Source organism: Streptomyces sp. NPDC034084 (assembly GCF_055575535.1).
Genome location: NZ_JBVISK010000008.1, coordinates 203,783 through 224,646, shown reverse-complemented (window position 1 = coordinate 224,646; position 20,864 = coordinate 203,783). Strand labels below are relative to the sequence as shown.

Annotated in this window: 14 protein-coding genes and 1 pseudogene; 5 read left to right on the top strand and 10 right to left on the bottom strand. The window is 72.0% G+C overall.

The features are described 5' to 3' along the window. Window positions 1-38: 38 nt before the first annotated feature. Window positions 39-2,768, bottom strand: a complete 2,730-nt coding sequence (ppc, locus tag ACZ51I_RS27750; RefSeq protein ID WP_468881019.1) for a phosphoenolpyruvate carboxylase — start codon at window positions 2,766-2,768, stop codon at window positions 39-41. A 240-nt stretch (window positions 2,769-3,008) separates the two neighbouring features. On the opposite strand from ppc, the gene ACZ51I_RS27745 reads away from it, so the two are divergent. From ACZ51I_RS27745 to ACZ51I_RS27730, 4 genes and pseudogenes are all read left to right on the top strand, one after another. Further along, the gene (locus ACZ51I_RS27745; protein WP_468881016.1) at window positions 3,009-3,986 is read left to right on the top strand and encodes an acyl-CoA desaturase; all 978 of its coding nucleotides are present in this window, start codon (window positions 3,009-3,011) and stop codon (window positions 3,984-3,986) included. Further along, a complete protein-coding gene (locus tag ACZ51I_RS27740) occupies window positions 3,986-4,669 on the top strand; it encodes a TetR/AcrR family transcriptional regulator (protein ID WP_468881326.1) in 684 nt (227 codons plus the stop codon). The genes ACZ51I_RS27745 and ACZ51I_RS27740 overlap by 1 nt, the downstream gene beginning before the upstream one ends. 168 nt (window positions 4,670-4,837) lie before the next feature. After that, a complete protein-coding gene (locus ACZ51I_RS27735) occupies window positions 4,838-6,562 on the top strand; it encodes an FG-GAP repeat domain-containing protein (RefSeq protein WP_468881014.1) in 1,725 nt (574 codons plus the stop codon). A 516-nt stretch (window positions 6,563-7,078) separates the two neighbouring features. Beyond that, a pseudogene (locus ACZ51I_RS27730) lies at window positions 7,079-8,326 on the top strand (FG-GAP repeat domain-containing protein); the annotation flags it as partial. A gap of 229 nt (window positions 8,327-8,555) precedes the next feature. Here ACZ51I_RS27730 and ACZ51I_RS27725 read toward each other — a convergent pair. Next, on the bottom strand, window positions 8,556-9,389 hold the full coding sequence (locus tag ACZ51I_RS27725; protein WP_468881012.1) for a trans-aconitate 2-methyltransferase: 834 nt from the start codon (window positions 9,387-9,389) through the stop codon (window positions 8,556-8,558). Between the two features lie 162 nt (window positions 9,390-9,551). Between ACZ51I_RS27725 and ACZ51I_RS27720 the strand changes: the two genes are divergently transcribed. Continuing rightward, window positions 9,552-10,049, top strand: coding sequence for a MarR family winged helix-turn-helix transcriptional regulator (locus ACZ51I_RS27720; RefSeq protein ID WP_189508020.1), 498 nt, complete (start codon window positions 9,552-9,554; stop codon window positions 10,047-10,049). On the opposite strand, the gene ACZ51I_RS27715 is transcribed toward ACZ51I_RS27720, so the two are convergent. From ACZ51I_RS27715 to ACZ51I_RS27680, 8 genes are all read right to left on the bottom strand, one after another. Further along, window positions 10,008-10,769: a LuxR C-terminal-related transcriptional regulator gene (locus ACZ51I_RS27715; protein WP_468881010.1), complete on the bottom strand. Its 762-nt coding sequence runs from the start codon at window positions 10,767-10,769 to the stop codon at window positions 10,008-10,010. The genes ACZ51I_RS27720 and ACZ51I_RS27715 overlap by 42 nt on opposite strands. A 237-nt stretch (window positions 10,770-11,006) precedes the next feature. Then, entirely contained in the window at window positions 11,007-12,146 is a 1,140-nt protein-coding gene (gene galK / locus ACZ51I_RS27710) for a galactokinase (RefSeq protein WP_468881007.1), read from the bottom strand. Further along, window positions 12,143-13,129: a UDP-glucose 4-epimerase GalE gene (galE, locus tag ACZ51I_RS27705; protein WP_468881006.1), complete on the bottom strand. Its 987-nt coding sequence runs from the start codon at window positions 13,127-13,129 to the stop codon at window positions 12,143-12,145. The genes galK and galE overlap by 4 nt, the downstream gene beginning before the upstream one ends. Beyond that, on the bottom strand, window positions 13,126-14,169 hold the full coding sequence (gene galT / locus ACZ51I_RS27700) for a galactose-1-phosphate uridylyltransferase (RefSeq protein WP_468881323.1): 1,044 nt from the start codon (window positions 14,167-14,169) through the stop codon (window positions 13,126-13,128). Before galT ends, galE begins: the two co-directional genes overlap by 4 nt. Window positions 14,170-14,312: 143 nt before the next feature. Further along, a complete protein-coding gene (locus tag ACZ51I_RS27695) occupies window positions 14,313-14,996 on the bottom strand; it encodes a response regulator transcription factor (RefSeq protein WP_468881004.1) in 684 nt (227 codons plus the stop codon). Window positions 14,997-15,138: 142 nt separating this feature from the next. Then, on the bottom strand, window positions 15,139-16,980 hold the full coding sequence (locus ACZ51I_RS27690) for an outer membrane protein assembly factor BamB family protein (RefSeq protein WP_468881001.1): 1,842 nt from the start codon (window positions 16,978-16,980) through the stop codon (window positions 15,139-15,141). A gap of 13 nt (window positions 16,981-16,993) precedes the next feature. Beyond that, complete coding sequence (locus ACZ51I_RS27685; RefSeq protein WP_468880998.1) at window positions 16,994-18,859, bottom strand: outer membrane protein assembly factor BamB family protein; 1,866 nt, start codon at window positions 18,857-18,859, stop codon at window positions 16,994-16,996. A 135-nt stretch (window positions 18,860-18,994) separates the two neighbouring features. Then, a complete protein-coding gene (locus tag ACZ51I_RS27680; protein WP_468880995.1) occupies window positions 18,995-20,800 on the bottom strand; it encodes an ABC-F family ATP-binding cassette domain-containing protein in 1,806 nt (601 codons plus the stop codon). Window positions 20,801-20,864: the final 64 nt, after the last annotated feature.

Sequence of the window (20,864 nt, the reverse complement as noted above, 5' to 3'; positions counted from 1 at the left end):
TCTGTCGTGTGTACGGGGCCGTGTGTACGGACGGGGTGTCAGCCGGTGTTGCGGAGGCCCGCCGCCACGCCGTTCACGGTGAGGAGCAGGGCCCGCGCGAGCAACGGGTCCGGATCCTGGCCGCGTTCGGCGTCCGCGCGCTGACGGGCGAGGAGCGCGACCTGGAGGTAGGAGATGGGGTCCAGGTAGGCGTCGCGGATGGCGAAGGTCTGCTGGAGGACGGGGTTGGAGTCGAGGAGCTTCTCGCCGCCGGTGACCTTGAGGACTTCGGCGACCGTCAGGGCGTGTTCGGCCTCGATGGTGTCGAAGACGTGCTTGAGGTGGTCGGGGACCAGGGTCTCGACGTAGTGGCGGGCGATCCGCAGGTCGGTCTTGGCGAGCGTCATCTCGACGTTGGACAGGAAGTTGCGGAAGAAGTGCCAGCGCTCGTACATCTCGCCGAGGACTCCGTCGAGGCCGCCCTCACGGAGGGCCTTGAGGCCGGAGCCGACGCCGAACCAGCCGGGGACGATCTGCCGCGACTGGGTCCAGCCGAAGACCCACGGGATGGCCCGCAGTCCGTCGAGCGAGACGCCCGAGCCGGGGCGGCGGGAGGGCCGCGAGCCCAGGTGCAGGTCGGCGAGCTGGTCGACGGGCGTGGAGGCCAGGAAGTACGTCGGCAGGTCGGGGTCCTCGACGAGCCTGCGGTACGCGGTGTGGGCGGCGTCCGAGACGGTGTCCATGGCCGCGTCCCAGCGGGCGAGGGCCTCGTCGGACTGGCGCGGGGCGGTGTGCAGGGCGGAGGCCTGGAGGGTGGCGGCGACCGTCAGTTCCAGGTTCTCCCTGGCGAGGGAGGGGATGAGGTACTTGTCGGAGATGACCTCGCCCTGCTCGGTCACCTTGATCTCGCCCTCCAGGGTGCCCCAGGGCTGGGCGAGGATCGCGTCGTGCGAGGGGCCGCCGCCGCGGCCGACGGTGCCGCCGCGGCCGTGGAAGAGCCGGAGCCGGACGCCGTACCGGTGGGCGACGTCGCGGAGGCGGCGCTGGGCGCGGTGGATCTCCCACTGGGAGGTGGTGATGCCGCCGAACTTGGAGGAGTCGGAGTAGCCGAGCATGACCTCCTGGACGTCGCCGCGGAGCGAGACGAGGCGCCGGTAGGAGGGGTCGGCGAGCATGTCGTCGAGGATGACGTCGGCGGCCTTGAGCTCGTCGGTGGTCTCCAGGAGCGGCACGATGCCGATCTTGGCCCAGCCGCCGTGCAGGTCGATGAGGCCGGCCTCGCGGGCGAGGACGGCGGCGGCGAAGACGTCGTCGGCGCCCTGGCACATCGAGATGATGTAGGACTCGATGACCTCCGGGCCGAAGCGCTCGAAGGCCTCCTTGATGGTGTGGAAGACGCCGAGGGTCTTCTCGCCGGCGGCGTCCAGCGGGGCCGGGGTCGGGGCGAGCGGGCGGCGCGAGCGCAGTTCCTTGGCGAGCAGCTTCTGCCGGTAGTCGCGGGGCATGTCCGCGTAGCGCCAGGACTCCTCGCCGAGGCGGTCGAAGAGCTGGCCGAGGGCGTGGTGGTGGGCTTCGGCGTGCTCGCGGACGTCCATGGTGGCGAGCTGGAGGCCGAAGGCGGAGAGGGTGCGGATGACCCGGTCCATGCGGCCGTCGGCGAAGAGGGCCCCGCGGTGCTCGCGCAGGGAGGTCTGGATGAGGGTGAGGTCGCGGATGAGTTCGGCGGTGCCGAGGTAGTCGCGGCCGTCCTGGTGGGGGGTGCCGTGGGCGAGGCGCTCGCGGGTGTTGACGAGCTTCTGCCGGATGCAGGTGGCCTTGAGCCGGTACGGCTCCTCGGCGTTGAGGCGCTTGTAGCGGGGGCTGATCTCGGGGAGGAGTTCCAGGTCGCGCTGGAGGGAGTCCAGGAGTTCCTGGGTGGCTCCGGTGTAGCGGATGGAGTTGGAGAGCAGGCCGCGGAGGAAGTCGACGAGTTCGAGGGCGTCGGTGATGCCGTGCTCGTGCTGGAGGATCAGGACGTCCCAGGTCACCTGGGGGGTGACGTTGGGGTTGCCGTCGCGGTCGCCGCCGATCCAGGTGCCGAAGGTGAGCGGGCGGGTGCCGGCGGGCAGCTCGAAGCCGACGCGCTCGAGTTCGGCGGCGAGGTCCTCCAGGACGTCGCCGACGGCGCCGGCGTGCAGCTCGTCGAGGTAGTAGATGGCGTTGCGGGCCTCGTCGGCGGGCTCGGGGCGGACGACCCGGAGTTCGTCGGTCTGCCAGATGAGGTCGATGTTCTCGGCGAGCCGCAGGTCGGTGCGGCGCCGGTCGGTCTGGGCGACCGGGGTCTCCAGGAGGGCGGCGATGCGGCGGAGCTTGTTGAGGACGGAGCGGCGGGCGGCTTCGGTGGGGTGGGCGGTGAAGACGGGCCGGACGTTGAGGTTCTTGACCGTCTGGCGGACGTGTTCGGGGTCGCCGTCCTTGAGCATGTCGGCGGTGCGGGCGAGGAGGCCGCCTTCGGCGGCGCGCTTCTCGCGCATCTCGCGGCCGCGGTGGACCTGCTCGGTGACGTTGGCGAGGTGGAAATAGGTGGAGAAGGCACGCACGAGCTTGGCGGCCGTCTCGAGTTCGACGCCCTGGAGCAGCGCGGCGGCGGCCTCGCCGTCCTCGCGGGTGAGGCTGCGGACCTTCTCGACGAGGTCGAGGAGTTCGTGGCCCTCCTGGCGGACGAGTGTCTCGCCGAGGAGATCGCCCAGTCGGCGGATGTCGGCGCGCAGCTCGGTGCTGGCGGTGGGGGTCTGGTCGGCACTGCTCACAGGTGCGGCTCCTTGCAGTGTTTGAGCACGTCTGGAGGGGTACTGGAGGCTTGCGGACCGCGCTGTCCGACGCACCCAGGATAGGTGTCCACATGCTGGGCGGCGGGCAGGGCCCTGCTTGTGCCCTCTTGCCGCGCGCCACGGCGCTGCCATACTTACGACGCCGTAGGTTACGGAGGCGTAGCCACGTATGCGTTCTTCGACGCGTTTCCCCCTTCCTCTCACCCTCCAGGGACATCCATGACCATGAGCCCCCAGATGACTCCGCCGGCCGAGGCGCCCGGTGAGGCGCTGCCCTCCGCCACGCTGGGCGGGGACAGCAAGCGTTCGATCGAGCAGATCACCCTGCTGCTGTTCATCACGGTGCCGTTCCTGGCGCTGCTGGCGGCGGTGCCGCTGGCCTGGGGGTGGGGGGTGAGCTGGCTGGATCTGGGGTTGATGGTGGCGATGTACTACATCGGCTGCCACGGGATCACGATCGGTTTCCACCGGTACTTCACGCATGGTTCGTTCAAGGCGAAGCGGCCGTTGCGGATCGCGCTGGCGGTCATGGGTTCGCTCGCGGTGGAGGGGCCGCTGGTCCGGTGGGTGGCGGATCACCGCAAGCACCACAAGTTCTCGGACGCGGAGGGTGACCCGCACTCGCCGTGGCGGTTCGGTGAGACGGTGCCGGCGCTGATGAAGGGCCTGTGGTGGGCGCACATCGGCTGGATGTTCGACGAGGAGCAGACGCCTCAGCAGAAGTACGCCCCGGATCTGATCAAGGATCCGGCCATTCGGGCGATCTCGCGGCAGTTCGTGCTGTGGACGGTGGTGTCGCTGGCGATCCCGCCGCTGGTGGGCGGTCTGGTGACGTGGTCGTGGTGGGGGGCGTTCACGGCGTTCTTCTGGGGGTCGCTGGTGCGGGTGGCGCTGCTGCACCATGTGACCTGGTCGATCAACTCGATCTGTCACGCGGTGGGCAAGCGTCCGTTCAAGTCGCGTGACCGCTCGGGCAACGTGTGGTGGCTGGCGGTGCTGTCCTGCGGCGAGTCGTGGCACAACCTGCACCACGCGGACCCGACGTCGGCGCGGCACGGGGTGCTGCGCGGCCAGGTCGACTCCAGTGCGCGGCTGATCCGCTGGTTCGAGCAGGCGGGCTGGGCGTACGACGTGCGCTGGCCGGCGAAGGAGCGCATCGAAGCCCGCCGCCAGAGCGCGTCCGCAGACGCGGCATGATGGAAGACGTGGCGATCGACGGCAGGACCAGCGGTACGGGCAGCGGCGAGCAGAAGCCCCGGCGTGGGCGCCGGGTGCGGATGACGGGCGCGGAGCGCCGGGAGCAGCTGCTCGACATCGGTCGCACACTCTTCGCGGAGAAGGGTTTCGAGGGCACGTCGGTGGAGGAGATCGCGGCGAAGGCCGGGGTCTCCAAGCCGGTGGTGTACGAGCATTTCGGAGGCAAGGAGGGGCTGTACGCGGTGGTGGTCGACCGGGAGATGCGGCAGCTCCTGGACGGGGTGACGGGGGCGCTGACGGCGGGGCATCCGCGGGAGCTTCTGGAGCAGGCGGCGTTCGCGCTGCTCGACTACATCGAGAACTACACGGACGGTTTCCGGATTCTCGTACGGGATTCGCCGGTGGCGCAGTCGACGGGCACGTTCGCGTCGCTGATCAGTGACATCGCCACGCAGGTGGAGGACATCCTGGGTCTGGAGTTCAAGGCCCGTGGTTTCGACCCGAAGCTGGCGCCGCTGTACGCGCAGGCGCTGGTGGGCAGTGTGGCGCTGACGGGTCAGTGGTGGCTGGACGTCCGCAAGCCGAAGAAGGCGGAGGTCGCGGCGCATCTGGTGAACCTGGCGTGGCACGGGCTGGACGGTCTGGAGCAGAAGCCGCGGCTGATCGGGCACCGGAAGAGCTGACGGAGTGCGGAAACCGTTCGACCTCCGCTGATCGTTCGGGAGTACACTCCTCCCCACATCCGGGGGGGGTGTTCGCCCTCCGTGCGTGCCCGTGTCCGTGGCCGTGCGGGGGCGCCGCGGACCCCCCGTTCCGGTCCTTGGTTCTCACGTTCCCCAGGGGGGGATCTTTTGCGTTCCGCATTCTCCGGGCGTGCTCGTCGTGTCACCACCTGCACCGCGCTCGCCCTGTCCGCCGGCATGCTGCTGGCGTCGCCCGCCGTGGCCGAGCCGGCGTCCCGGCCGCCGCGGCCCGTCGTGGAGCAGCCGCAGAGCGCTGACACGACGACGCCGAAGCTGGACATGTCGCAGCCGGCGGTCGGGGCGGGCGCGGCCCGTGCCGCCGAGGCGACGGCCGTCGTGCCGGCCCGTTTCGACGTGGACGGTGACGGCAGGACCGATCTGATCCACCGCAAGCAGGACGGCCGGACGTACGTCGCGCCGAGCGGCGGGGCGGCGGCCACCAAGTTCACGGCCGCCGACTCGCTCGTGAACCAGAACCTCGACCTCGTTCCGCTGGGGGACCAGGACGGTTCGGGCAAGCCCGAGGTGCTCGCGGTCTCCCGGCACGGCGTGCTCCGGCTGTACGCGGAGGCGACCATGACCTCCGGCTCGCCGGCGTGGTCGGGCAACGGCTGGAACATCTACAACAAGGTGTTCTCGCCCGGTGACATCAGCGGTGACGGCAGGGCCGATCTGCTGGCCCGCCAGTACAACGGCGAGCTGTACTACTACCGGGCGACCGGTGTGCCGTCGGCGCCGTTCGCCGGGCGTGCGAAGGTCGGTGCCGGCTGGGGCGCGTACGACCAGCTCGTGGGTGTCGGTGACAACAGTGGCGACGGCTTCGGTGACGTCGTGGCCCGCGCCACGGACGGGCGGCTGTACTTCTACGGCAGCACGGGCGACCCGGCGGCGCCGTTCAAGCCGCGCAAGGAGCTCGGCAAGGGCTGGAACACGTACAACCAGATCGTCGCCCCCGACGACCGCAACGGCGACGGCAAGGCCGATCTGCTCGGCCGTGACGCGGCCGGTGCGCTCTGGGCCTACAGCGGTCTCGGCGACGGCTCGTACTCGGCGCCGGTGAAGCTCTCCGGCAGCTGGCTCAGCGTGGACCAGTTCGCCGGGGCGGGCAACATCCCCTCCGCCGGCCGGAGCGGGTTCCTCGGCCGCGACAGGGCGGGGACGCTCTTCTGGTACGGCGACCAGAACAACGGCAAGATCACCGCCCGCGCCCAGTGGGGCGTCACCGGCAGCTGGGCCGGCGCGCAGCTCGCGTACGTCTCCGCCCTGGACGAGGGCGCGTTCGCCGACCTCCTGGAGGTCTACCAGGGTCGTCTCCTCAACAACGACCGGGACCTCGGCGGCGGCTGGCAGATCTACAACCTGCTCGTCGGTCCCGGCGACCTGAGCGGCGACGGCAAGGGCGACCTGCTGGCCCGTGACACCTCCGGCGTCCTGTGGCTGTACCGGGGCAACGGGGCGGGCACGGGCTTCGCCTCGCGGATCAAGGTCGGTGCGGGCTGGGGCGCGTACAACCGGATCCTCGGCGCGGGTGACTTCTCGGGCGACGGCCGTGCGGACGTCCTGGTCCGCGACGGCTCGGGGAACCTGTACCTGTACAAGGGCACCGGTTCCGCGACCGCTCCGTTCGCCGGGCGGGTGAGGATCGGCACGGGCTGGGGCACGTACGACAAGCTGGCGGCGCCGGGCGACCTGAACGGCGACGGGAAGGCCGACCTGCTCGCGGTGAACGCGGCGGGCGACCTGTACCGGTACCTGGGGACGGGCACCAGCGCCGCGATCACCCCCCGGGTCGAGATCGGCCACGGCTTCCAGACCTACACCACCCTGTACTGACGGGTCCGCGGGCGCCCCGCACCGGAGTTCCGGTGCGGGGCGCCCGCGCGTGGGCCACCCGCGTGAGTAGACTCCTGTCCACACATCCGGGGGGGGTGTTCCTGTTCCCGGACGAAGCCGTCTTCCTGTGCCCCCGGGCACGCGCCGACGCCGTCCGAACCCGTGCGAGCCCCCCCGACCGGCTCCTGTCGAACCTCTGGTCCCTGGGGGGATCTCTTGCTCTTCCCGCACTCCACGCGCGCGCGTCGTGTCGCCGCCTGCACCGCGCTCGTGCTCTCCGCCGGCCTGCTCCTCGCGGGCCCGGCCTCCGCCGGCACTCCGGCGCCGCGCCCGGCCGCCGAGAAGCCGGTCACCGTCTTCACCCCGCCGCCGCTGACGCGTCCGGGAAGCGTCGCGGCCCGTCAGGGCGCGGAGGCGGCCGCCGGGGTCGGCGCGTCTCCGCAGCTGTCGGACTTCGACGGTGACGGCAGCGGCGACCTGATCTACCGCGACGTGGACGGCCAGGTCTACCTGTCCATGACGTCGGGCGGGGGCGGCCGGCTGGGGTCGGCCCCGGTCTACCCGAAGGACGTCGTCCCGATCGGCAACCAGGACGGGAACGCCAGCGGCCCCGAGGTCCTGACGCTCTCGCAGCAGGGTGTGCTCAGTCTGTACGCGGACGTCACGCCGCCCGGCGACGCCGCGAAGGTCGTCTGGCGGGGCTACGGCTGGGGCGTCTACAACAAGCTGGTCGCGCCGGGAGACGTGAACGACGACGGCCGCGCGGACCTGGTGGCCCGCGACCACGACGGCGTCCTGTGGCTGTACTACGCGACCGGCAGCCGCACGGCGCCGTTCGCCTCCCGGGTGCGGCTCGGCGGCGGCTGGAACACCTACGACCAGCTCTTCGGCATCGGTGACGACAACGGCGACGGCTGGGCGGACCTCCTCGGCCGCGACACCGCCGGCACCCTGTGGTTCTACGCCGGTACGGGCGACAAGACCAGGCCGTTCGCCACGAGCAGGGCCGTCGGCGGCGGCTGGGGCGCCTACAACCAGATCTTCCCCGTCGGCGACGACAACGGCGACGGCAACGGCGAGCTGATCGCCCGCGACCTGAAGGGCACGCTCTGGTACTACACCGGCAAGGGCGACGGCACCCTCGCGGCCCGTCAGCAGATCAGCGCCACGGGCGAGTGGGAGAGCGTCCCGCAGTTCGGCGGCGCGGGCAACAACCCGGTCATGGGCAACAAGGAGGGCGTCTTCGCGCGGGACTCCTCGGGCACGATGTTCTGGTACAGCGCCAGGACCAACGGCACGCTCGCCCAGCGCAGCCAGTACGGCGACACGGGCGGCTGGCGGGGGGCCGTCTGGTCGCACCTTTCGTCGATGGACGCGGACGGCTCGTCCGACCTCGCGGAGGTCTACCAGGGCCGCCTCTCCATCGACAACACCCCCATCGGCAGCGGCTGGGGCATCTACGACACGATCGTCGGCCCCGGTGACCTGTCCGGTGACGGCAAGGGCGACCTGCTCGCCCGCGACCGCTCCGGCAACCTCTACCTGTACCAGGGCAACGGCTCCGGCTCCGCCCTCGCCGCCCGGATCAACGTCGGCAGCGGCTGGGGCGCGTACAACAAGCTCCTCGGCGCGGGCGACCACACCGGCGACGGCCGCCCGGACCTGGTGGCCCGGACCTCCGGCGGTGACCTGTACCTGTACGCGGGCACCGGCAACGCCACCACGCCGTTCAAGGCGCGGGTGAGGATCGGCACCGGCTGGAACACGTACGCCAAGCTGGTCGCCCCCGGTGACCTCAACGCCGACGGCAAGGCCGACCTCCTCGGCATCACCTCCGGCGGCGACCTCTACCGCTACCTGAACACCACGCCGGGCGCGTTCGCCCCGCGGGCCGGGCTCGGCGGCGGCTGGGGGATCTACGACGCCGTCCAGTGACGGCCTGATGTGCCGACGCGCGCCCCGCACCGGGATTCCGGTGCGGGGCGCGCGCCGTTCACGCCTTCTTGCGGGCGACCGCGAAGAGGCGGCGGAAGGGGAAGACCGTGCCGTGCGGGCCGGGCGGGTAGGCCTCGCGCAGGAGCGCGCGGTACTGGGCCAGGAAGGCGTCGGCGGCCTCCTGGTCGTCGCCCAGGGTGGTGAGGACGGGCCGCAGGGCGGTGCCCTTCACCCAGTCGAGGACGGGGTCCTCGCCCTGGAGCAGCTGGCAGTACGTGGTCTCCCAGACGTCCGTCTCGCAGCCGAGGTCGGTGAGGCGGGTGAGGTAGTCGGCGGTGTCGAGGATGTGGACGAAGCGGCGGCCCTGGTCGCCGAGGCGGGGGCGCCACTCGGGGGTGTCGCAGAGCTCGCCGAGCAGGGCGTGGCTGGGTGAGGTGAAGTTGCCGGGGACCTGGAAGGCGAGGGTGCCGCCGGGGCGGAGGCCGTCGATCCAGGCGGCGAAGGACTCGGGATGGTTGGGCACCCACTGGAGGGCGGCGTTGGAGACGATGAGGTCGTAGGGCTCGTCGGGGACCCAGTGGGCGGCGTCGGCGGGCCGGAAGTCGAGCCAGCCGCCGCCCCGGGTGGTGCCCGCCCAGTCCTTCTCGGCGGTCTCCAGCATCTCGGGCGAGAGGTCGAACCCGGTGATGTGGGCGTCGGTCCACCGGTCGGCGAGGAGGGCCGTCACATTGCCGGGTCCGCAGCCGAGGTCGGCGATGCGGGCGGGCCGGTCCTGGGCGGGCAACTGCGGTATTCGGGCGAGGAGATCGAGGAACGGGCGGGTGCGGTGGCCGGAGTGGCGGAGGTATTGCTGCGGATCCCAGGTCGGTGCGGCGGATGGGACGGAATGCATGTTCGAAGCCCCCTTGCTGGCACGAGTTGCCGAAGCGGAACGGCGTTCCGGCCGGTCCCTTCCCCATAGTCCAGGAAAATATATCTCGTTATCAAGATGCTTGAGGTCGAGAAACTCGAATACAAGAGACTTTATGTCAACAGACCCTTTACACTGATCGTCATGGAGGACGAGGTCGACCGACTGGTCGCAGCATGGCGCCGTGAGCGCCCCGACCTCGACGTGGAACCGCTCGAGGTGCTCAGCCGCGTCTCGCGGCTCGCCCGCCACCTCGACCGCGCCCGTCGGCTCGCGTTCTCCGAGCACCAGCTGGAGCCCTGGGAGTTCGACGTCCTGACCTCCCTGCGCCGCGCCGGAGCCCCGTACCAGCTCTCCCCCGGCCAGCTCCTCACCCAGACCCTGGTCACCTCCGGCACCATGACCAACCGCATCGACCGGCTCACCAAGAAGGGCCTCGTCGAGCGGCTCCCCGACCCCAGCGACCGGCGCGGGGTCCTGGTCCGGCTCACCCCCGAGGGCCGCGACCGCGCCGACGAGGCGCTCGCCGGGCTCCTCGCCCAGGAGCGCGCCATCCTCGCCCAGCTCTCCCGCGCCCAGCGCGGCGACCTGGCCGCGCTGCTACGCCGGCTGACCGCCCCGTTCGACAACATCCCCGGATAGCACGGGCTCGGCGGGGCCCACCCCCGCCCGGCGGGCCAGTGCCACCGCCGCGAGCGTCGAGTGCACGCCCAGCTTCCCCAGCACGTTCTGCATGTGCGTACGGACGGTGTGCGGGGACAGGAAGAGGCGCTCGGCGACCGCCTTGCGGCCCAGGCCCGCGACCATGCACCGCAGCACCTCCCGCTCGCGCGGGGTCAGCGACTCCACGAGCCGCTCGCTGTCCGTGCGGTGCTTACGGGCCTGCGTCAGCTCCCGCAGGACGCCCGTGAGCAGGGCGGGCGGCAGATGCGTCTCGTCCCGCAGCACGCCCCGGACCACCGCGAGGAGCCGCTGGAGCGAGCAGTCCTTCGCGACCCAGCCGGAGGCCCCGGCCTGGAGCGCGAGCGCGGCCCGGCGCGGGTCGTCCCGTTCCGCGAGGACGACCGTACGGAGCGCGGGCTGCACCCGTCGTACGCCCGTGACCAGCGAGATCCCGTCCTCGGCGGCCTCGGGCACCGCGCGCGCCACGCCCGTCCCTGCGGGCCCCGCGCCCAGCTCGGCGTCGACGAGCAGCACGTCGAACCTGCGGCCCTCCGCCGCGCCGCGCTCCAGACAGCGCAGGGCCGCCGGGCCGCTGCCGGCGGCGGCGACGTCGACATCGGGCTCCGCCGCGAGGGCGGCGGCCAGAGATTCGGCGAAGACCCGGTGGTCGTCCACCACCAGGACGCGGATGCGTGCCACGGACACTCCCAAGTGTCGAGGAACGGACCGACGCGGGTACGGCGCCGGAAGCGGGTCCGCCGAAGGCACGGCCGCCGCCGTGCGTTGACTACCCCGCTCCGGACGCCGTACCCGACGGGTCTCGCCCCCTGAACAGCACCGGCCCCCACCGGCGCTGCCCCTCAGAGTAGGGGTGGGGCGCCCCGGCGGGGGCCGATTCGCGGAACTGTCCGAAGTCGTGGGAACGCGAGCGGTGGTTCAGAGCCGGCGCGCGCCCGCCGACGGCACCGCCGGGAAGACCCCGGGAGCCGCGTACCCGGCCTCGGCGAAGGCCTTCCCCACGGCGGCGGCGACCGCCTCCGTCCGCCCGGCGTCGACGAGGACGACGGCCGAGCCGCCGAAGCCGCCGCCGGTCATCCGGGCGCCGAGCGCCCCGGCCGCGTTCGCCGCCTCGACGACGAGGTCCAGCTCGGGGCAGGAGACCCGCAGATCGTCCCGGAGGGAGGCGTGGCCCTCGGTGAGGACCGGGCCGACGGCACGGGGGTCGCCCGCGTCGAGCAGCGCGATGGTCCGCTCCACGCGGGCGTTGTCGGAGACGACGTGCCGCACGTACCGCCGCACCGTCTCGTCGCTCAGCCGTGCGAGCGTTTCCGGCAGATGCGCGGCACTCACCTCGCGCAGCGTGCGCACACCGAGTGCCCGCGCACCCGCTTCACACCCGGCGCGCCGCTCGGCGTACGCGCCGTCCCCGAGCGCGTGCTTCACGCGGGTGTCGACGACGAGCAGCCGCAGCCCCTCGCGCGCGAGGTCGAAGGGGACCTGACGGTACGAGAGGTCCCGGGTGTCCAGATGGAGGGCGTGCCCCTCCTCGGCGCAGGCGGAGGCCATCTGGTCCATGACCCCGCAGGGCACGCCCACGAACGCGTTCTCGGCGCGCTGGGCGAGCCGGGCGAGCTCGGGGCGGGAGAGCCCGAGGCCGAACAGGTCGTTCAGGGCGAGCGCGGTGACGACCTCCAGGGCCGCCGAGGAGGACAGCCCGGCGCCCGTCGGCACGGTCGAGGTGAGGTGGACGTCGGCCCCGGTGACCGGGTGCCCCGCCTCCCGCAGCGCCCAGACGACACCGGCCGGGTAGGCCGCCCAGCCGCCGCCGGAGAGCGGCTCCAGGGTCGCCACGTCCAGCTGGACGATCCCGCCGTCGACGTCGGCGGAGTGCAGGCGCAGTACGCCGTCGTCGCGGCGGGCGACGGCGGCGACGGTGGTGTGCGGCAGCGCGAGCGGCAGCACGAAGCCGTCGTTGAAGTCGGTGTACTCCCCGATGAGGTTGACCCGCCCGGGGGCGGCCCAGAGACCTTCGGGCGCGGCGCCGTAGAGCGCCTCGAAGGCGGCGGCGGGATTCACGGCCGTACCCCCTCGGAGCGACGGGCGAAGGCCCAGGCGTCGGCGACGACGTCCGCGAGGTCCGGGCGGGACGGCGTCCAGCCGAGCCGCTCGCGGGCGGCCTCGGCCGAGGCGACCAGGACGGCGGGGTCGCCGGGGCGGCGGGGGGCGGTGATCTCGGGGACGGGGTGACCGGTGACCTTGCGTACGGTCTCCACGACCTCGCGGACGGAGAAGCCGTTGCCGTTGCCGAGGTTGCAGACGAGGTGCTCGCCCGCCGGCACGGCGCCGCCGGTCATCGCGTCGAGGGCCAGGAGGTGGGCCTCGGCGAGGTCGGCGACGTGGATGTAGTCGCGGACGCAGGTGCCGTCCGGGGTCGGGTAGTCCGCGCCGTACACGGAGATCGCCTCGCGCCGCCCCAGGGCGACCTGGAGGACGAGCGGGATCAGGTGGGACTCGGGCTCGTGCCGCTCGCCGAGCGGGCCGTACGCCCCGGCCACGTTGAAGTAGCGCAGTGAGACGGCGGCCAGGCCGTGGGCGGCGCACTCCCCGCCGATCATGTGGTCGACGGCCAGCTTGCTCGCCCCGTACGGGCTGGTGGGCGCGGTCGGCGCGGTCTCGGTGATCGGCACGGTCTCCGGCTCGCCGTAGGTCGCGGCGGTGGAGGAGAAGACCAGTCTGCGGACCCCCGCCGACCGCATGGCGGCGAGCAGGGTCATGGTGCCGCCGACGTTGTTCTCCCAGTACTTCTCCGGCTTGGCGACGGACTCGCCGACCTGGGAGAAGGCGGCGAAGTGCAGCACGCCGTCGTAGTCGGCGTCCAGCCACTTCGCGGCGTCCTGGACGCGGCCCTCGATGAACTCGGCGCCTTCGGGGACGGCTTCGGCGAAGCCGGTGGAGAGGTCGTCGAGGACGGTGACCCGGTGGCCCCGCTCCAGGAGGTGGGCGGCGACCACGCTGCCCACGTAGCCCGCCCCGCCCGTCACCAGATACTTCCGCGTCATGCGCCTGCCACCTCTCGGAGTCGTCGGGCCGCGTCCTCCGGCCGTACGTCGTTCATGAACGCGCCCATGCCGGACTCGGTGCCCGCGAGGAACTTCAGCTTGCCGGAGGCCCGTCGGACGGTGAAAAGCTCCAGGTGGAGTCCGAAGTCCTCACGCCGCTCGTCCGTGAGCGGCGCCTGGTGCCAGGCGGCGATGTAGGGCGTCGGCGGCTCGTCCGGGCCGAAGATCCGGTCGAAGCGCCTCAAGAGTTCCAGGTAGACCTGTGCGCACTCTGTGCGGGCCTCGCCGGTGAGGGCGAGGAAGTCGGGGACCCGGCGCTTGGGGTGGAGGTGGATCTCGTACGGCCAGTGGGCGGCGTACGGCACGAACGCGATCCAGTGGTCGGTCTCCAGGACCACGCGCTCGCCGTCGGCCTGCTCGCGGGCGACGACGTCGTCGAAGAGGTTCCGGCCGGTCGCCGCGCGGTGCTCGTCCGCGCAGCGGCGCATGGCGGCCGTCCGGGGCGTGACGTACGGGAAGGCGTAGATCTGGCCGTGCGCGTGGGGCAGGGTCACGCCGATCTCCGCGCCCCGGTTCTCGAAGCAGTAGACCTGCTCGACGCCCGGGAGGGCGGACAGGGCGGCGGTCCGGTCGGTCCAGGCGTCGAGGACGAGGGCGGCGCGCTCCTCGGTGAGGTCGGCGAAGGAGTCCGTGTGGTCGTCGGTGAAGCAGACGACCTCGCAGCGGCCGACGCCACCGGAGAGCGAGGGGAAGCGGTTCTCGAAGACCACCACCTCGTAGCTCTCCTCGGGGATCTCGCTCTCGTGGCCGTCCTTGGCGGGGCAGAGCGGACAGGCGTCGGCCGGGGGGTGGTAGGTGCGGGCCTGCCGGTGCGAGGCCACGGCGACGGGGTCGCCGGTCAGCTCGTCGTACCGGATCTCGGAGCGGGAGACGACGGGGGTGAGGGCGCGGCGGTCGACGGCGGTGCGGACGAGGTCGTCACGCGTGTCGTAGTAGATCAACTCGCGCCCGTCGGCCAGCGTGGTGACGGTCTTCTTCACGGGGGTGCCTCCGAGCGAAACAAACAGAACCACGCACAAAGAATCACATTCGAACATCGCCGTCAATGGCTGAACGGGCCCCACGCCCCGGGGGCCCGCGAAAGTCACTCCGAAGAGGCTCGGACGGCGCTCAGCGCACGGGCTCAGAAGGGGCCGCGCTGCCCCGGTACCGCGCGGTCCAGCAGCCCCGTACGGGCCGCGAGCGCCGCCGCCTCCAGGCGCGAACCGACCTCCAGCTTCATCAGGACCCGCTGCACATGCGTCCGGGCCGTGCTCGGCGCGATCCCCATGCCCGCCGCGATCAGCCGGGTGTCCTCGCCCTCCGCGACCCGCACGAGGACCTCCACCTCCCGCCGCGTCAGCAGCCGCAGCAGCCGCCGCGCCTCGTCGTCCGGCTGCGCCGAGGGATGCAGCAGCTCCGCGAAGGCCCCCTGGAGCAGCTGCGGCGCCACCGCCGACTCCCCCGCCCGCGCCTTCACAAGTGCGCGCTCCACCCCCTCGATGCGCTCGTCGTGCCGCACGTATCCCGAGGCCCCGGCCGCGAACGCCGCCGCGATCCCGCGCGGTGACGGCACCGGGCCGAGCACCACCACGGCCACCTGCGGCCGCTCCCGCTTGATCCGTACGACCGGGTCGAAGGTCCCCGGCGCGTCCGGCGCCGCCGTGCCGAGGAGGCAGACCTCCGGCGCCCGGCTCACCACCAGCTCCGCGGCCCCCGCCACCGGCGCGGCCGCCGCGAGCACCCGGTGCCCGCGCAGCTTCAGCGCCGAGGCGAGCGCCTCCGCGAGCAGGCGGTGGTCGTCCACCACCACGAGGCGTACGCCCATCCCGGTCATCCCCCATCGTCCCGGCCGGCCGGACGCCCCGGCGGCCTGACCCGGAAAGCTACACGCTGCCCCGTTCCGGCCGCCGACATGCGCGTGGGCCCCTCCGGATCACCGGAGGGGCCCACGGTCGACTGACGGCTCGTCAGTGCCCGACGGAGAAGGAGACCACCAGGTACTCCTTGATGTCGTTGGGAGAGGGATTCGGCCGGGGCTTGCTGACCAGGGTCTCCGAGATGAAGAACCGGCCGTCCCGGTAGAGGAGTTCGGCTCCGTTGAGGCTGAAGCTCGACTCGGGGTTGTGGAGCGACTTGTTCGCCGGGTTCTCCAGGAGGAGGGTCTCCTTCATCGTGCCGCCGTCGACCGAGACGATCCGGCCGCCCTGGTCGTAGGGCGGGGCCTTGTAGACGATGAGGTTGCCGCCGTCCATGCGCAGCGGGACGAAGGTGAACTTGTCGCCCGCGTCGGCCTTCTCGGGCACCGTGCGCCCGGTGGCCAGGTCGAAGGCGATGATCTCGTTGGTCTCGTCGCCGTACTCGCCGGTGCTGCCCTCGTGCTCCTCGGTCGGCACGTACAGCCGGCCGTTGCCGACGAGGGCCTGGGTGCAGGACTCGACCTCGGTGGCGCGGCAGCGGGCCGCGTACTGGTCGGCGTCCGCCGTGATCTTCGCCTTCAGCTTCCCGGTCTTCTCGTCGATGGAGAAGAAGTCCGAGATGCCGCTGCCGTCACCGGCGGTGTCGCCGACGTCGGCCGCGACGACCAGCGGCTTGGTGGAGACGATCGAGGCGTACTTCGCGCCGGACGGCATCTTGTACTGCGAGACCGGGGCGCCCGTCGTCGGGTTGAGGTTCTGGATCAGCACGCTCGGGTTGTCGTACTGCCCGCACTTGCGGACCGCGACGAGGCCCTCCCCGCCGCCGTACCCCATGTCGTAGCAGTTCTGGTCGTTGGCCTGCGGCTTCCAGCGCGGGTTGCCGTTGGCGAGGTCGAAGGCGGCCCCGCCGTCGGTGCCGCCGGCCGCCACGGTCGCCCCGCTGAGCGTGACCTCGCCGAACCGGACCTTCTGGTCGCCGGCGCTGCCGCCGGTGACCGAGGTCGACCAGAGCAGCTTGCCGGTGTTCAGGTCGACCAGGCCGACCTCGGTGCACGGCTGGTAGTAGCGCGGCGCGACCCGCTTGGTGGCCTCGAAGAGGATGGGCGCCTTGTTGTCCGCGGTGACGTGGCGCGAGGCGCCGCAGACCTGGCCGGTCAGCGGCAGCGTCCACAGGACGGTGCCCTTGTCCAGGTCGTAGCCCACGATCGAGTTCACGCCCGGCTTCACGAACGCCTTGTCGGTGATCCAGGAACCGGAGAAGTCGGTGACGTCCGGGACCTTCGGCTCCCCGAGCTGGAAGGCCATCTTGGCCTTGGTGTCGGCCGGCGGCTTCTCCTTGCCACCGCCGCCCAGGCCGTTGCCTCCGGTGTCACCGCCGCCCGAGGCGGAGCCCTGCGAGGTGCCGCCGGAGCCCTTGGCCTCGTTGCCCTCGTCACCGCCGCCGGAGTTGGCGTACCAGATGCCGGCGCCGATGATCAGGACGACGGCGACGACCGCCGCGATGACGATCTGCAGCTGTGCCGACAGCTTCTTGCCGCCGCCGGGGGCCGGGGGCGGGGTGGGCTGCGGGTAGCCGCCGTACTGCGGCTGCTGTGGCTGGGTCGGGTAGCCGTACGGGGGCGGGACCGGCTGCTGGTAGTCCCCGTACTGCTGCGGCTGCTGGGGCGCGGTGGGGTACCCGTACGCCGGGGGCTGCTGCTGCGGGTAGCCGTAGCCCTGGTCCGGCTGGGTCGGCGGCTGCTGCGGGTAGCCGTAGCCCTGGTCGGGCTGGGTCGGCGGCTGCTGCGGGTAGCCGTAGCCCGGCTGCTGCTGCGGAGGCGGCGGCGTCGGGGCGCCGAAGCCTCCCTGCGGGTCCGGCGGCTGGTTCGGCGGGGGCGGGGGTGGCTGCGTCATCGGTCCGCGTACCTCACTTGCTGAAGGCCATCATCGTCTTGACCTGCTTCTCGTCCTTGTCGTTGGCCGCCGACACCCGCCCGGCCGCCACCACGAAGGTGCCGCTGCCGTAGGCGTAGTTCGCGCCGTAGAAGCTGCCCTCGATCTCGGAGGTCGAGACCGGGTGCTGGAGCACGATCTTCGGCGCGCCGCCGGTCGGGGCGAGGGTCGCGACGGCGCCGCCCTTGTCGTACAGCGGGGCCACGTACAGCAGGACGTCGGAGCCCTCCATGCGCAGTGGCTCCACCGAGCGTCCCTCGGGCGCCTTGGCCCGCCACTTGGCCTTGCCGTTCTTCAGGTCGAAGGCGACGACCTCGTTGGTCTTGCCGTAACCGCCCTCGGTGGCCATGTAGAAGGTGTTCGCGTCGGCCGCGACGCCCGTGCAGCCCTGGAGGTTCTTGCCGAAGATGACGAAGCTGCCGCCGCACGACGGGGCGAACTTGTCGTTGCCGCCCTGGATCTGCGAGCGGAGCTTCCCGTTCGCTTCGAGCGCGAAGATGGACCACTTCTTCTGGTCGCGCTGGGTGGCCGAGACGACCAGCGGGTCGACCGAGTAGACCTTGTCGACCTCCCAGTTCGCCTCCAGCTGGAAGGTGAACTTCGGCTTGCCGGTGTTGGGGTCGACCTCGCCGATGGCCTGGACCTTCTTGCTCGTGCTGCCCGACGGGCAGTCCATGGCGGCGATCAGCTTGCTGCCGCCCGCGTAGGCGAAGGGCTTGCAGCCGGTGGTGGCGCCCTTGAAGAGCTGCCGGCCGTCGGCGAGTGAGAAGCCGTACGCACTGCTGGAACCGGCCGCCGTGACCGTGTTGCCGCTGATGGCCAGGGTGTTGTCGGAGAAGGCGAAGAGCCCCGTGGCCTTGGGGACGGCCTTCTTCCAGCCGGCCTTGCCGGTCTTGAGGTCGATCTTCTGGAGCTGGGTGCACTTGGCGCCGTCCTTGGCGCTCTCGGCGTACCCGAAGACCATGGAACCGTCGGCGGCGGGCTGCGGCGGGACGGCGCACAGCTCGAACGGGAGGTCCACGTGCCACTTGAGCTTGCCGTCGCCGAGGCCGTAGCCGTCGACGCCCTTGTACATCGCCTTGACGACGGTGTCGCCGACGATCCACGGGCCGAAGACGTCCGAGCCGTTGCGGGGCAGGTCGACGTCGTTCTTCAGCAGCCAGTCGACCTTCGCCTCACCGCTCTGGCGGCCCGCGTTGAGGTCGTCGTCGCCGCCCCGGCCGTCACCCGAGCCGTCGCCCTCGTCCACCGACTCGGTGGGCTTGGGCGCACCCGAGGAGGTGCCGGCCGTGGCGGTGGGCTGCGCGATCGGGTCCTTGTCGTCGTCCCCGCCGACGACCGCCCAGGTCGTGACGGCGGCGACCAGGACGGCCGCGGCGGCCACGGCGGCGACGACACCGGTCCGGCCCTTGAACGGACCGCCGCCACCGGGGCCCTGGGGCGGGGTCGGGGCGCCCGGGTACGGGGGCTGGGTGGGGTATCCGCCGTAGGGGTTCTGCTGCTGACCGTACGGGCCGGGCTGGGCCGGCTGGCCCGGCTGCGGGTAGCCGTAGGGCTGCGGCGCGGGCTGCCCGTAGGGGCCGGGCTGGCCGTACGGACCGGGCTGCGGGGCCTGGCCCGGCTGCTGGCCCGGCTGCTGCGGGTATCCGTACCCGGGCTGCGCCGGCTGCCCGTACGGTCCCGGCGCGGCGGGCGGCGGGCTCTGCGGCGGGACCGGCGGCACGGGCGGCGTGCCCGGCGCCTGACCGGGACCCGGGTTCGGACCTTGGTGCGGGGGCTGGTTCGGGTCCTGAGGGGCTCCGAAGCCCCCCGGCGGCTGGTTGCTGGGCGGCTGGGTCATCAGCGGTTCCCCCTTGACGTGAACGGGTTTTCTTTCTACCACTCACGCGATGGCGCAAAAGCGACCGGTCCGCCCCTTGTACCCAAGGGAGGACCGGCCTGTGATGCCCTCGTTATGCGTCCCGCCGGACCGGGCCTAGGCGTCCTCGGCCAGTTCCAGCCAGCGCATCTCCAATTCCTCGCGCTCCCCCGCGAGTTCCCGGAGCTCCGCGTCGAGCTTCGCCACCTTCTCGAAGTCGGTGGCGTTGTCGGCGATCTGCGCGTGCAGCTTCGCCTCCTTGTCGGAGACCTTGTCGAGCTGCCGCTCGACCTTCTGCAGCTCCTTCTTCGCGGCACGCGCGTCGGCGGCCGAGACGCCCGGCTTCTGCTGCGCGGGAGCGGCGGCGGGCGCCGGGACCGACGCCTCGATCGCCTTCCGGCGGCGTTCCAGGTACTCGTCGATGCCGCGCGGCAGCATCCGCAGGGTCTTGTCGCCGAGCAGCGCGAACGTCCGGTCCGTGGTGCGCTCGAGGAAGAACCGGTCGTGGGAGATGACGACCATGGAGCCCGGCCAGCCGTCGAGGAGGTCCTCCAGCTGGGTCAGGGTCTCGATGTCGAGGTCGTTGGTGGGCTCGTCGAGGAAGAGGACGTTCGGCTCGTCCATCAGCAGGCGGAGCAGCTGGAGGCGGCGGCGCTCACCACCGGAGAGGTCGCCGACCGGCGTCCACTGCTTCTCCTTGGAGAAGCCGAACTGCTCGCACAGCTGGCCCGCGGTCATCTCCCGGCCCTTGCCGAGGTCGACCCGGTCGCGGATCTGCTGCACGGCCTCCAGGACGCGGAGCGTGGCGGGGAGTTCGGTGACGTCCTGCGAGAGGTACGCGAGCCGGACGGTCTTGCCGACGACGATCCTGCCGGCGGCGGGCTGCTTCTCGCCCTGGCTGACGGCCGCCTCGGCGAGCGCCCGCAGGAGTGAGGTCTTGCCCGCGCCGTTGACGCCGACGAGGCCGATGCGGTCGCCGGGCCCGAGCTGCCAGGTGAGGTGCTTGAGCAGCTCCTTGGGGCCGGCCGTGACGGACACGTCCTCCAGCTCGAAGACGGTCCTGCCGAGGCGGGCGTTGGCGAACTTCATCAGCTCGCTGGTGTCGCGCGGCGGCGGCACGTCGGCGATCAGCTCGTTCGCGGCCTCGATGCGGTAGCGCGGCTTGGAGGTACGGGCGGGGGCGCCGCGCCGCAGCCAGGCCAGCTCCTTGCGCATCAGGTTCTGCCGCTTGACCTCCTCCGTGGCCGCGATCCGCTCGCGCTCGGCGCGGGCGAAGACGTAGTCGGAGTAGCCGCCCTCGTACTCGTGCACGTCACCGCGCTGCACGTCCCACATGCGGGTGCAGACCTGGTCGAGGAACCAGCGGTCGTGGGTGACGCAGACGAGCGCCGAGCGGCGCTCCTGGAGGTGCTGGGCGAGCCAGGCGATGCCCTCGACGTCGAGGTGGTTGGTGGGCTCGTCGAGGACGATCAGGTCCTGGTCCTCGATGAGGAGCTTGGCGAGCGCGATGCGCCGCCGCTCACCGCCGGAGAGCGGGCCGATGACGGTGTCGAGACCCTGCTCGAAGCCGGGCAGGTCGAGCCCGCCGAAGAGCCCGGTGAGCACGTCGCGGATCTTGGCGCTGCCCGCCCACTCGTGGTCGGCCATGACGCCGATGACCTCGTGCCGGATGGTGGCCTTCGGGTCGAGGGAGTCGTGCTGGGTGAGCACCCCGAGACGGAGCCCGCCACTGTGGGTGACGCGGCCGGTGTCGGCGTCCTCCAGCCTGGCGAGCATCCGGATGAGGGTGGTCTTGCCGTCGCCGTTGCGTCCGACGACCCCGATCCTGTCCCCCTCGGAGACACCGAGCGAGACCCCGTCGAGCAGGGCACGGGTGCCGTACACCTTGCTGACGTTCTCGACATTGACCAGGTTGACGGCCACGTTGACTCCTGTACGGGGGATCGATCGACGTCCAAGGGTAGACGGTGGGGGGCCCGGTCACTCT

Excerpts from the sequence above, each read along its gene's own strand:
- ACZ51I_RS27720 (WP_189508020.1), top strand. The coding sequence starts at position 9,552 with ATGGAGGACGAGGTCGACCGACTGGTCGCAGCATGGCGCCGTGAGCGC.
- ACZ51I_RS27685 (WP_468880998.1), bottom strand. The coding sequence starts at position 18,859 with ATGACCCAGCCGCCCAGCAACCAGCCGCCGGGGGGCTTCGGAGCCCCT.
- ACZ51I_RS27740 (WP_468881326.1), top strand. The coding sequence starts at position 3,986 with ATGGAAGACGTGGCGATCGACGGCAGGACCAGCGGTACGGGCAGCGGC.
- ACZ51I_RS27745 (WP_468881016.1), top strand. The coding sequence starts at position 3,009 with ATGACCATGAGCCCCCAGATGACTCCGCCGGCCGAGGCGCCCGGTGAG.
- ACZ51I_RS27725 (WP_468881012.1), bottom strand. The coding sequence starts at position 9,389 with ATGCATTCCGTCCCATCCGCCGCACCGACCTGGGATCCGCAGCAATAC.
- galE (WP_468881006.1), bottom strand. The coding sequence starts at position 13,129 with ATGACGCGGAAGTATCTGGTGACGGGCGGGGCGGGCTACGTGGGCAGC.
- ACZ51I_RS27690 (WP_468881001.1), bottom strand. The coding sequence starts at position 16,980 with ATGACGCAGCCACCCCCGCCCCCGCCGAACCAGCCGCCGGACCCGCAG.
- ACZ51I_RS27695 (WP_468881004.1), bottom strand. The coding sequence starts at position 14,996 with ATGGGCGTACGCCTCGTGGTGGTGGACGACCACCGCCTGCTCGCGGAG.